We start from the raw sequence: 12,636 nt of genomic DNA, 5'->3' as shown, positions 1-12,636 counted from the left end.
GCACGGGGGCGTCGAGATTGTTCAAATCGCGCTACAGCAGATTGCTCAGCAACAGGTAGCCAGGCAACCAGGCGGTGAACACGCCCTGGAGGAGGGTCACCCAGGCCATCGGCCGTTGCAGTTGTGGGCGGTGGCAGAGCATCAGGAAGAAGCCGAACCAGAGTCCCGCCCAGGCCAGCCAGTTGAAGGCGGCCCACCATCCCCACAGCGTCTCGGCATCGGCGAATTGCAGCAGCGCCGTGGGCAGCGCGGTGAGTGCCACGAACAGGCAAAAGTAGCCCAGCCCGTGGCCGGAACTCTCGTTGCGCCGGTTGATGGCGACCCATAGGTAGGTGAAGGCGAAAAGCAGCGTCAGCGCCGCGGCGCGCACGCTATCGGCATCGGCGCCCGGCCCGAAGGCGGCGTAGCCAGCCACCGCCAGGCTAAGGCCGCCGGCGAAGAAGTTGATCACCTGGATCTCGCGATCCTCGATACGGCCCTGCATCCACAGGCCGTTCAATACCAGCACCGCTCCTACGTACAGCAAACTCAAGCCTTCGTGCATCTGCGGCAGCTCCTCCCGTTGATCAAGCGGAGAGGCCTTGCAAGGCGACTCCAGGCAATGTGCAATAAAGTTAGAAAAGTATTTCCATTTAGCGGCACTAAGATGGGTTTAAAATTGTATACTATTATTTGTTTTATTGGATACTAATAAGTGTGCTTGCTCAGAGGCTAATTCTGAAGCGGCCGCACGCGACGGTCCGTTACATAAGTTTAGATCCTCCTTCGATGCCTTCTCCGGGACAATCAGCGACTAGTGAATCCAGGCGTCAGCTCCCATAGGCTGCCCCTATCAAGGCTAAAGCCAGTCCTGTTCTTGACGGTTCGGTTCCGGAATCCTTCACTGTATGAGATGTACAACGATTAGAAATCCCCCTTAATGCTGTCCGTACAACAATAGAGGCCTGCAGGAAGCCTGAGGCGGTTTTGATGTGTTGGCTCAGATGCCCTGTTGCCTCCATCCAGTCAAGGAGACGACCGTGACCGATCCAAAGCCTGCACGCCCCGAGTGGGGCGCGCGTACGACGCCTCGCCTGCAGGGCAATGAGCACTGGTGGCCCGACCAGCTCACCCTCCACATTCTTCATCAAAAACACCCCGACGCCAGTCCGTTCGGCGCTGACTTTCGCTATGGCGATGCGTTCTCGCAGCTCGACGTTGACGAACTCACCGCCGATGTCGACGCGCTGATGACCGACTCGCAGGATTGGTGGCCCGCGGACTGGGGCCACTACGGGCCGTTCTTTATTCGTATGTCCTGGCACGCCGCCGGGACCTATCGAGCGGTTGACGGCCGTGGTGGCGGCGGCACCGGCGCACAACGCTTCGCGCCGCTGAACAGCTGGCCCGACAACGGCAACCTGGACAAGGCGCGCCGACTCCTCTGGCCGATAAAGAAAAAGTACGGCGAGAAGATCTCCTGGGCCGATCTACTGGTCTTCGCCGGCAACCGTGCGCTCGAGACGATGGGGTTTCGCACCCTTGGCTTCGGGTTCGGGCGCTCCGACATCTGGGCGCCCGAGGATGATATCTACTGGGGTCCTGAGACCGAATGGCTCGCTTCCAAGGACGAGCGTTATACCGGGAGTTGGGAAGACGGCAACCGCTTGCTGGACAACCCGCTTGCCGCAGTGCAGATGGGGCTGATCTACGTCAACCCCGAAGGCCCCAACGGCGTTCCTGACGCGATGAAGTCCGCGCAGGATGTACGGGAAACATTCGCGCGTATGAGCATGAACGACCGCGAGACCGTCGCCTTGACTGTCGGTGGCCACACCTTCGGCAAGATGCACGGCAACGGGCCGGCGGAGGCCGTCGGTGAGGCGCCCGAAGGGGCGAAAATCCATCGGCAGGGGATTGGCTGGGCCAACAAGAACGAGACCGGCCTTGGCGAGTATACGGTGACCTCCGGGCTCGAGGGAGCCTGGACCCCGACGCCGACCAAGTGGGATAACACCTACCTCAACACCATCTTTGCCCACCAGTGGGAGGTCAAGAAGTCGCCGGCTGGCGCCAACCAGTGGGAGCCGGTTGATGTGAAGGACGGGTACTGGGTGCCCGACGCTCACGTCGAAGGCAAGAAGAACCCACCGGTGATGAATACCGCTGACATGGCCATGATCACCGATCCAGCCTACCTCGAGATTGCCAAGGAGTACCATGAGAACCCGGACGTACTCGCCGATGAGTTCGCCCGTGCGTGGTACAAACTGCTGCATCGCGACATGGGCCCACGCGAGCGCTATCTTGGCCCGCAGGTGCCCGGCGAGGTTTTTGTCTGGCAGGACCCGGTACCCGAGGACGACGGAGCACGGGTTAGCGATGAGCAGATTTTCGAGCTCAAGCAGCAGATTGCGGAATCTGGCCTGACTGCCGAGCAACTGGTGGGAACAGCCTGGGCCTCGGCCTGCACCTATCGCCAGACCGACCACCGCGGCGGTGCGAACGGCGCGCGTATCCGGCTCAAGCCGCAGGTGGGCTGGGACGTCAACGTGCGCTCCGGTGTGCCCGAGGTGATCGGACGGCTCGAGCAGATCAAGGGCGCCTCAGAGACGAACATCTCGCTGGCGGATATGATCGTGCTGGGCGGCAGTGTTGGGGTCGAAGTGGCGGCGAAGGCGGCCGGGCACAACATCACGGTGCCCTTTACGCCAGGGCGCACCGACGCGACTCAGGAGATGACCGAGGAGGACACGCACGCCCACCTCGAGCCGAAGCACGATGCGTTCCGCAACTACATGCAGCCTCAGGTAACGTCCATCCCATCCGAGCACTTGATGGTCGACCGTGCGTTCATGCTTAACCTCAGCGTACCGCAGATGGCGGCATTGCTCGGGGGCATGCGGGTCATCGGCGCCAACGCCGGTGACAACGACGAAGGTGTCCTTACTGATCGTCCGGGGCAGTTAACGAACGACTTCTTCGTCAATCTCGTCGACATGGGGACTGTCTGGGAGCCAGTCGGCGAGAGCGAGGACCGCTTCGAGGGCAAGAACCGTGCGACGGGCGAGAAAAAGTGGTCTGCGACCCGCGTTGACCTCGTCTACGGCTCCAACTCCCAGCTTCGCGCCATTGCCGAGGAGTACGCCGCAAACGGTGGCGAGGAGCGGATGATCGACCGCTTCGTCAAAGGGTGGGTCAAGGTCATGGAGAACGACCGGTTCGACTTGCACCGCTGAGTATTAGGTAGGTCCGCGGTTGGAATGCAGCAGTGATCAGCGATCGAGGTCAGAGCGACTTAAATTTAACCAGCTCTGACCTCGATCGCTTTTTTGTTCAGAACACGTGATCCTTCTTCCTTGTTAAGGCAGGATCACCAAGTGATTCGGCAGTTCGTTGCGCTCGTGGGTGGCAGGTACATGCTCTTTCAGGAGCTTGCCGCAGGCTGCAATGCAGTCCAGGAATCCCTGTTTGGTCTGGCCCTGGCGTACCTGGGTGGTGAAGTCCGCCACGATATCCTCCCACACCGCATTGTCCAAAGCATCGGCAATGCCCTGATCCACCAGGATCTCCACATAGCGCTCCGCCTCCGAGACGAAGATCAGCATGCCGGTGGCGCCTTCGGTATGGTGTAGGTTCTGCTCGAGGAATTGCCGCCGCGCCAGATTGGAGGCCCGCCAGTAACGCACTTGCCGGGGAATCAGTCGGGTGTTGATGCTGGGCAGCCGGAATAGCAGGCTAAGCACGATGAACGTACCCCATTGCACCAGTAACAACATGTCCGCACCCAACCAGCCGCCGAAGTAATTGCCAACGCCCGGCACCATCAACGCCAGGATTCCGGCCCAAAGGAGGGGAATATAGGCATAGTTGTCGGATTGGGCTGTCAGCACGGTGACCAGTTCGGCGTCGGTCTCCCGTTCCACGTTGTTGATGGCCTCGGTAACGGCTTCCTGATCGTTTTTGCTTAGTAATGTCATGATTCTGTGATTCTCATCTGCAGGTGAGGTTCAGCACGCTACTGTCTATGGGGGAGTTACCAGCCACCGGAGGCTCCGCCACCGCCGAAGCCCCCACCACCGCCGCCAAAGCCGCCACCGCCGAAGCCGCCGCCACCACGGCCGCCCATGGAGCCGCTCAGCAGGGCCGCGCCTAACAGGGCAGCACCCCCGCGGCCGCCACGGCCACCGCGACTGCCCACGAAAAACACCACCGACATCATGATGATAAAGAGCAGCGCCACCACGCCGGCTTTGGGCTTTTCCTGGGCGGCATGGGACTGCTGACTTTGGGGAGCGCCCAATGGCTCGCCGCCGAGAACCTGAATCATGGCGGCGGCGCCGTTGACGATACCGCTCGGGAAATCCCCCTGGCGGAAAGCCGGGGTGATCACACGGTTGATGATCACGGAAGCGTCCGCGTCGGTGAGCCTGCCTTCTAGGCCATAGCCCACCTCGATGCGCACCTTGCGTTCCTCTTCGGCCACGATCAGCAGGGCGCCGTTATCCTCGCTCTCCTGACCGATACCCCAGTGCCTGCCCAATTGGTAGCCAAATTCCTCAATCGGGAAACCCTGAAGGTCGGGCAAGGTAACCACGACCACCTGTTCGGTACTGGCCTGCTCGTGGGCCTGAAGCATCTCGCTCAGGCGCGTTTCCACGTCTGGGGAAAGCATCTCGGCCCGGTCGACCACCCGGCCAGTCAGTTCGGGAAATTCCGGCGTTGACTGGGCCCAGAGGGTGGCCGGCAGCCATAGCAGCAATGCCAGCAACAGACTTGTGCGGGGTAGTGCAACCATCAGAATTCCACCGCGGGTGCGTCTTCCGCATTTTCCGTAGTGGCTTCGAAGTTGGCGCGGGGCTCCAGATCGCTATACAGGATGCTGTGCCAGATTCTCCCCGGGAAGGTGCGCAGCTCGGTGTTGTAGCGCTCAACCGCCTGGATGAAATCCCGGCGCGCGACGGCAATACGATTCTCAGTGCCTTCGAGCTGTGCCTGCAGGGCCAGGAAGTTCTGGTTCGATTTCAGGTCCGGGTAACGTTCGGACACCGCCATCAGGCGGCTCAGGGCGCTACTCAGCTCACCCTGGGCCTGCTGGAACTGCTGCAACTTCTCGGGATTGTTAAGGATGCTCTCGTCCACCTGAATCGATGTGGCTTTGGAGCGCGCCTCGGTCACCGCCGTTAGGGTTTCCTGCTCCTGGGCGGCGAAACCCTTGACGGTTTCTACCAGATTGGGAATCAGGTCAGCGCGGCGCTGGTACTGGTTTTCCACCTGGGCCCAGGCGGAAGTGACTTTCTCATCGTAAGTGGGGATATTGTTGATCCCACAGCCACTGAGTAGCAAAACCAGCATCATCAGTGACGTCAATTGCCAGAAACTTCGCTGCTGAAACGGTTTTTGGAGAATTCCCATAGTGCTCTGCCCTGAAGGTGGTTGCTGAAGAAGGGAAAATACCCGCCGCAGGCGGGGGCCCAGAAACTACCCTTTAGATGGGGCCAAGGCTTTTATTTTCAAGGTAGTCAGCAATTTGCGAGGCCGTTGCCAGAACATAGACGCTACGGTAATAGGCAATGAGCGGGGTCAGAGCGATTTGGCCAGTGAGCGGGGTCAGAGCGATTTAAAGTTGATCAGCTTTGACCTCGCGCAGCCGCCCCGTTTACGCCTTAAAAGCGTAATCGAAAAACCGGGGCGGCCTTTATTTCACGCTCACATGCTGCGGTGGTTGGCGACGGCTTCCTCGAGCTTTGGTTTCATCTCCCGAATTTGCTCATCCAGTTGACGAGGATTTTGCTGATTGGCATCGAGCATGCTCTGACTGTTGTCGTCGGCGCGGACCACCGTGAGCTGTTCGGCCTCGAGGCCTTCCAATAGCGCTTGGGCCACACTTTCCGGGGTGTCGTAGGCAAAGCCTGCTTTATCGCCCAAGCCGGCGGTCTCCATCATCGGTGTGTCGGTGGCGCCCGGATAGACCGTCATCACATGGATACCTTGATCGACCAGTTCTCGGCGCATTGCTTCGCCAAAATGCGCGATCCCGGCTTTCGTGGCGCCGTAGGTCGCATAGAACGGCATGCCGAGCAGACCGAAGATCGAAGAGATGTTGACGATGGCGGCGCCCGAACTTTGCCGTAACGCAGGAAGAGCGGCTCGTGTGAGCAGAATCGGAGCCATGAGATTTATCTGCAGCTGTTGCTCCACGTCGGCTTCGGAGAGGCTTTCGAGCCAACCGGCGGAGACCACGCCGGCGTTATTCACGAGGATGTCGAGACCGCCATAGGTCTGTTCCGTTTTCTCGATAACCGATTGACGCCAGCCCGCATCCGTAACGTCGCCCGCCACTACGATGGCTTCGCCGCCGGCGCGTTCGACGCCCGCCCGGGTTTCATCCGGTGCTTCTTGGTTACGTCCGGCGAGAACGAGCTTGCCTCCCTTCTGAGCGAAAGCCAAGGCGATCTCGCGGCCGATGCCTCGGCTGGCGCCTGTCAACAATATGATTTTGTCGGATAGCTCCATGGGATATCTCCAGCGTCAAAGTAAGCGTATGCGCAGGTTTAGCGCAGTTTTGGCGAAGCGATTAATCGCAAACTACACGCTCTAAGAAACAGCCTACGTATGATGGCGCTAGCGATCAATGAGGCTTCGGGCTGTAGGTCAGAAGGGAACGTAACGGTGGAAGGGCGCTGCATGAAATTTAGGCTGGGGTTCTCAGTCGATATAGCGAAAATATCGACAGGCTTTGGTGAAAGTTCCTTAAAGTTCCCTTACCGGCGAGGGTTTGAATTTCAATGCAAGAACGTTTTTTGTAGGCTGACGTTGTGAAAGGAGGTTAAGGAGGTTAAGGAGGTTAAGGAGGTTCATGCGTTTGGCCTCGACGTTCCCGGTATAGTTGCAGTTAAGTTCCTAAGAAAGGCCCTTTATTCATGGATAAATTGCCGCCGAAGCTGATCGATCTTCTGGCCAAGACTGAGCGAGTGGCCAAGCAGCACATGGCCCCTCTTGCGGAACAGGTTGATCGTGACTGTGCTTGGCCCGAGCATTCGATGAAGGCCCTTGCCGAAGAGGGCCTTCTTGGTTTGCTGGTGCCGGAAGAGTTTGGTGGTCATGGGCAAGGCCTGCTTGGTCTTAGTTTGCTGACCGAACTCATGGGGCGTGTGTGTCCCTCCTCAGCTCTGTGCTTTGGTATGCACTGCGTCGGCACGGCGGTCATTGCCGCCAAGGCCACCAAGTACCAACAAGATCACTATCTACGTCCGATTGCGAGAGGCGAGCACATTACGACCCTTGCGTTGGCGGAGGGCGGTACCGGGGCGCACTTCTACCTCCCTGAAACGAGATTCTTGGCCAGCGAAAACGACTTCGTTCTCAATGGTACTAAGCAGTTTATCACCAGCGGCGGATACGCCGATTCCTATGTCGTGTCTACTGCTCCCGCTGAGGAACAGGCTGAGACTGGTGATTTCAGTTGCCTTATCGTCGATCACGATACCCGTGGCATGCAGTGGCTCGAACCCTGGACGGGCTTTGGCATGCGAGGCAATTCATCCAGGGGGCTACGCTTCACGAATGCGCATGTTCCGCAAGTCAACTTGTTGGGGGAGGCGGGCGATCAGGTCTGGTATGTTTTCGAAGTGGTGGCGCCCTATTTCTTAATGGCGATGGCGGGCACTTACCTGGGCGTTGCACGGTCTGCTGTAGACGCCGCTTCGGAGCACTTGCGTACCCGTCGGCACAGCCATTCGGGCGAGTTGCTGGCCGAAGTGGAATCTCTGCAGACCCGCTTTGCCGAAATGTGGGTTGCGGTTGAGAAGACACGCAGCCTCATTCATGAAGCAGCATATCGCGGCGATCTTGGCCGTCCCGATGCACTGCCTTTCATTCTCGCCTGCAAGGCCGACGCGGGCGAAACTGCCGTTCGGCTCACCAACGATGCAATGACAATCTGTGGCGGGCACGCCTATCGAGAGAATAGCCGTGTAGCGCAAATGCTCCGGGATGCCCGGGCTAGTCATGTGATGGCGCCCACTACCGATATACTCCGTACATGGACAGGGCGTGCACTGTTGGGATTGCCGCTGCTGTGAATCGTCCCGAGGGTTCCCAACAGATTCTTATTATCGCCGGTGATTCGAAGGAGATGGGGGCGCTAGAGTCTGTTTCTCGTGAGGTCAGTGCCTTGGGATTTAAGGTTTTCATGGCTACGGAGCTGAATGCGGTCGAGCGGATGAAGCAAGCCGAGGTCTCGGGAACCGGCATTGCGGTGGTGGTCTTCGGGGCCGGGATCCTGAACATGATACCACTGGCGAGAAAGCTCCGCGCCGATTGGTCGCTGGTCCATTTCATCTTTGCACCGAGTGCGTTGGCACTTGAGCACCTGAAGCTCGGGTTGAGCCGTGCCCCCCTGATCGGTAGCAATTGGTCGGTCGTTGAGTCTGGCAGGGATTCGCTCCCCGACCGGATCGCCGAGGCTGCGAGTATGAACCGGCGTCGGGCCCAGCTGCGGACCACGCTTGATCGTGCGAATATCCAAATTGGTACGTTCAAGCCGGCTGATAGCCATGATTATCGTCGGCTGGTGATTTCCGACCACTATCTGAAAAATCTGCTTGCCCAGGCTCGCGACGCCATTGTGTCACTGGACTCCACAGCCAGAGTTCTCTACTGGAGTGGCGGCGCCGAGCGACTCTTTGGTCTACGCGCTGAAAAGACCGTTGGCCACCCGGTGCATCGTTTGTCGTTCTGGAGCGACACTCTGGCCGATTGTCTGGATCAGGTGCGAGCCCGTAACGAGGTTGCGACCGCGGAGTTGAGTGTCTCAACTTTGGCTGGCGTCGCGCAGGTGGAAACCATTATTTCTGGCGTCCGTGACGACGCCGGTGCCCTGATCGGTTTTTCGCTCTTCATGCGCGATGTTACCGAGCGCAAGCTAGCCCTTGAAGCGGAACGCGAAGCACGACTGAAGGTTGAGTCGGTTGTAGCCGATATGGAATACCAGCGACGACTTTTCGATTCCATGCTCTCCTCGGCAGCTGACCAGGCTTATGTGCTCGATCTCGAGGGGCGCTTTCTGTATGCCAACCGGGCCTTGACGGAGCAGCTTGAGCTGGAGTTGGATTGGGTTTTGGGTAGAAAAACTACCGACCTTGGCTTTCCCGCCGACACGGCTGGCCAGATCAAGGGACACATACAGGAGGTTGTTGCCACTCGTCAGACGGTTCGTGCTGAGGTGCCGTTTACAGCTGCTTCCGGCAGGCGGTGGGTTTTCGAGTATATTCTGGTCCCGGTCGTCGACAATCACGGCCGGATAGAAGCTGTTGCAGGTACGAGCCGGGATATTACCGAACACAAGAAAGCAAGTGACCGGGTCTGGAAAGAAGCCAACTACGATAGCCTGACCTTGCTGTCGAACCGGCGATTATTCCGCGACCGTCTGGAGCTTGAGATAAAGCATGCCCAGCGCAAAGGTGCGTCCTTGGCGCTCTTCTTCGTCGATCTCGATCGCTTCAAAGAAGTGAACGACCTGTACGGACATGGGGCGGGCGACGACTTGCTTCGGCAGGCAGCGGCCCGCATTCATTCCTGTGTCCGTGAATCCGACACGGTGGCACGCCTAGGCGGGGATGAATTTACTGTGATCCTGACCGAGCTGGACAATGATGCCCATGTTGAGAGCACGGCCCAGAAAATACTCGACGAACTGGCCCGTCCGTTTCGGATTCACGAAAATGTCTGTTACGTATCGGGTAGCATCGGCGTTACGCTTTACCCGAAGGATGCGGTTGAGCCGGGCGATCTGATCAGAAACGCCGACCAGGCCATGTATATCGCCAAGAACAACGGTCGGAGTCAATTTAGCTTTTTTACCCGGTCATTCCAGGACGCGGCGCTGAACCGGCTGCGGCTGATGACGGATCTCCGCTATGCGCTTTCGGAAAACCAGCTCAGAGTATATTTTCAGCCAATTGTCAGCCTGGCCGATAGCACGATCGTCAAAGCCGAAGCACTCGTGCGCTGGGAGCATCCCACGCAGGGTCTGCTGCTCTCGAACGAGTTTATCACTCTTGCCGAGGAAAGCGGCCAGATCAAGCGCCTCGGTAACTGGGTGTTCACACAGGCCGCGCACTGGTCTAAGAGGTGGGGCCAGCAGCTGGGGCGGACCTTCCAGATCAGTATTAACAAATCGCCGGTTCAGTTCGAGGGGCGTGGTCATCGGATGAACTGGGTCGCCTACCTCAAAGAAAAAGGATTGGCCGGAGACAGTATCTCGGTGGAGATTACCGAGGGTGTCATCCTGAATGCCACAACCACTACCTCGGACAAGCTCCTGGAACTCCAGGCGGCAGGTATGGCGTTGGCTATCGACGATTTTGGTACGGGCTATTCCTCCATGGCTTATCTCAAAAAGTTCGATGTCGACTACCTCAAGATCGACCAGTCCTTCGTCCAGGATATGGCCAGCAACGCCAGCAGCCGTACGATCGCGGAAAGCATCATCGTGATGGGGCATAAACTCGGCCTCAAGGTCATCGCTGAAGGTGTCGAAACCGAAGATCAGCGCAAGTGGTTGCGATCGGTTGGTTGCGACTATGCCCAAGGTTTTCTCTTCTCTAAGGCGTTGCAGCCCGACGAGTTTGAATCGCGCCTGAACGATCAGCAGAGCGGTATCGTTTATTAGCCACCTCCCTCCAATTCAGAGAATCGTGCAATAACCGCGGAGGATTCTGTTACAAGAAATAAGCGCTCCTGTTAGATACTGAGAGCTGCCGTACGCGCGGTTGAAAGTGTGTGCGAGCACGGCCCATCACGGATGGGTGCCCCAGTTAAAAAGACTTAAACACAGGAGAAATGAACATGACTATGCCAAAAGCTGCTTTTTCAATCGCCTTCGTTATTTCTCAGTTTGCGCTGTTTTTACCTGCGCAGGCCGATACGCTCGGTATTCTGTCGCTTGACGACGAGCAGCCACAGACTGATGACACGAAGTTCAATAGAAATCAGTGAGGCCACGACACTGCCGGAAAACAATTGACGAGCCGCAATACCCATTCACCGAGCAGCAATTCATTGAACCGATAGGGACGGCTTTGCTGAACGGGTTTCGTTGACCACTTCCTTAGCTTGACCACCAGTAGCTCAGGCAGACCCTATAACGCCAAGAAATTTCTGTCCGATCTGCTGGCTTTTCTTTCCTCTCCCATAACCGGAACCAATGACGGCATCCGGAAGCTGGCGATGTCCGAGCCGGCGTCTTCGACATCTCGGCTCCCGATGGCTTCTGACAGGCTGTAGCCATGATCGTTGGTTGGTTTCTAAAGGATCCGCCCGACCAGCAGGGGCCTGACAGTTCGTTCAATCCGATGCAGCACCCCCAGCCTGGAAATCGGAGTAGGGGCACCGGCCACTCGCCAAGCGCATTAAATATTACTTAACCGAAGTTTCCTCGCGTGGAGAAGCTATCATTAAAGTTCTCGGGGCCGATGCTTTAGCAGGAGAGAACTTAACGAGTTGTTCAACTTGCATTATTCGCATGTGAACAAACGTCCAGATGAAGCAAAGGCAAAATCCGATCCCGAGCCGCTATCACAGCCTAGGAAAGCCTAGGAAGGGACACCACAATGAGCGAAAACCTCGGCCAAACCCAGGATACCCACTCGCGCGGCCGCAATGCCTGGCACCCGCGAAACATCGATTTTAAAGGCTGGCGCGATATCGCGTTACGGGTAAAGACGGAAGTAGTGAAGGATAATATCGGGCTGATCGCCGCAGGCGTCGCCTTTTATTTTCTCCTGGCGATTTTTCCCATGCTCGCGGCCTTCCTATCCATTTACGGTCTGGTCTTCGATCCGGCTGAAGCCCGGGAACAAGTGACGGCGCTGTCTGGAGTGCTGCCGGGCGACGCGCGCAGTCTACTTACCCAGCAGACCGAGCAACTTGCTAGCGGCTCTAAATCTGCGTTGGGATTCGGCGCCTTAATCGGGATCCTTGTCGCGCTCTGGAGCGCGCGCAAAGGCACCACTGCCATGACGATTGCGCTGAATATCGCGTACAAAGAAGAAGACAACCGTAGTTTTCTCCGTCAAATAGTGCTGACGTTCTCCCTGACCCTGGGGTTGATCATCTTCTTTATTCTTTCCCTGGCCATTGTGGCGGCGGCCCCGGTTATGCTTCAGCTGCTTGGCCTTGGCGCCATCGCCGAAATAGCATTGGATATCCTTCGTTGGCCCATCCTGGGGTTGATTGCCGTGCTGGCCTTGTCGATCATGTACCGTTTTGGTCCGGACCGCCACGCCGCCAAGTGGCGCTGGCTCACGCCCGGTGCTGTGCTGGCGGTCATTGTTTGGCTCATCACCTCCGGCCTGTTCTCCTGGTACGTCTCCAGTTTCGGCAACTACAACGAGACGTATGGTTCGGTCGGCGCCGTGGTCATATTGCTGTTCTGGTTCTACCTTACGGCATACATCTTTCTCCTCGGCGCCGAGTTGAATGCTGAAATGGAGCATCAAACACGCCGGGATACGACCGTGGGCGAGGACCAGCGCATGGGTGAGCGCGATGCGTTCGTCGCTGACGATTTGGGGAAAAAGCCCTGATTGTAGTGACATAGTTAAATGGGCCACTACCCCCGGTCGAAGTCATCGAGCTTCGACCGGGGTGCAA

Annotated in this window: 10 protein-coding genes; 5 read left to right on the top strand and 5 right to left on the bottom strand. The window is 57.9% G+C overall.

Features of this window, described 5'->3' with window-relative positions; all coding sequences use genetic code 11:
• Positions 1-31 precede the first annotated feature (31 nt).
• Positions 32-544: an AmiS/UreI family transporter gene (locus tag FXO11_RS15100; RefSeq protein WP_148863755.1), complete on the bottom strand. Its 513-nt coding sequence runs from the start codon at positions 542-544 to the stop codon at positions 32-34.
• A gap of 529 nt (positions 545-1,073) precedes the next feature.
• On the opposite strand from FXO11_RS15100, the gene katG reads away from it, so the two are divergent.
• Entirely contained in the window at positions 1,074-3,218 is a 2,145-nt protein-coding gene (katG, locus tag FXO11_RS15095; protein WP_202980354.1) for a catalase/peroxidase HPI, read from the top strand.
• 123 nt (positions 3,219-3,341) lie between these two features.
• Here the strand turns inward: katG and FXO11_RS15090 are convergent, their stop codons facing one another.
• The 4 genes from FXO11_RS15090 to FXO11_RS15075 all read right to left on the bottom strand — a co-directional run bounded on the left by FXO11_RS15090 (position 3,342) and on the right by FXO11_RS15075 (position 6,495).
• Positions 3,342-3,959, bottom strand: coding sequence for a TPM domain-containing protein (locus FXO11_RS15090; protein ID WP_148863753.1), 618 nt, complete (start codon positions 3,957-3,959; stop codon positions 3,342-3,344).
• 56 nt (positions 3,960-4,015) lie between these two features.
• Entirely contained in the window at positions 4,016-4,777 is a 762-nt protein-coding gene (locus FXO11_RS15085; RefSeq protein ID WP_148863752.1) for a TPM domain-containing protein, read from the bottom strand.
• Complete coding sequence (locus tag FXO11_RS15080; protein ID WP_148863751.1) at positions 4,777-5,394, bottom strand: LemA family protein; 618 nt, start codon at positions 5,392-5,394, stop codon at positions 4,777-4,779. Before FXO11_RS15080 ends, FXO11_RS15085 begins: the two co-directional genes overlap by 1 nt.
• Before the next feature lie 294 nt (positions 5,395-5,688).
• Positions 5,689-6,495, bottom strand: coding sequence for an SDR family NAD(P)-dependent oxidoreductase (locus FXO11_RS15075; protein ID WP_148863750.1), 807 nt, complete (start codon positions 6,493-6,495; stop codon positions 5,689-5,691).
• Positions 6,496-6,902: 407 nt separating this feature from the next.
• Between FXO11_RS15075 and FXO11_RS15070 the strand changes: the two genes are divergently transcribed.
• The 4 genes from FXO11_RS15070 to FXO11_RS15060 all read left to right on the top strand — a co-directional run bounded on the left by FXO11_RS15070 (position 6,903) and on the right by FXO11_RS15060 (position 12,569).
• Positions 6,903-8,063 (top strand): acyl-CoA dehydrogenase family protein, encoded by a 1,161-nt coding sequence (locus FXO11_RS15070; RefSeq protein WP_148863749.1) that lies wholly within the window; start codon positions 6,903-6,905, stop codon positions 8,061-8,063.
• 110 nt (positions 8,064-8,173) lie between these two features.
• Positions 8,174-10,654 (top strand): putative bifunctional diguanylate cyclase/phosphodiesterase, encoded by a 2,481-nt coding sequence (locus FXO11_RS15065; protein ID WP_168203181.1) that lies wholly within the window; start codon positions 8,174-8,176, stop codon positions 10,652-10,654.
• Between the two features lie 176 nt (positions 10,655-10,830).
• Positions 10,831-10,980, top strand: coding sequence for a hypothetical protein (locus FXO11_RS20290; RefSeq protein ID WP_168203180.1), 150 nt, complete (start codon positions 10,831-10,833; stop codon positions 10,978-10,980).
• Between the two features lie 614 nt (positions 10,981-11,594).
• Positions 11,595-12,569 (top strand): YihY/virulence factor BrkB family protein, encoded by a 975-nt coding sequence (locus tag FXO11_RS15060; protein ID WP_148863747.1) that lies wholly within the window; start codon positions 11,595-11,597, stop codon positions 12,567-12,569.
• Positions 12,570-12,636: the final 67 nt, after the last annotated feature.

Source organism: Marinobacter fonticola (assembly GCF_008122265.1).
GTDB lineage: Bacteria > Pseudomonadota > Gammaproteobacteria > Pseudomonadales > Oleiphilaceae > Marinobacter_A > Marinobacter_A fonticola.
The sequence above is the reverse complement of the archived record's forward strand: the minus strand, read 5'-3'. Positions and strand labels throughout refer to the sequence as shown.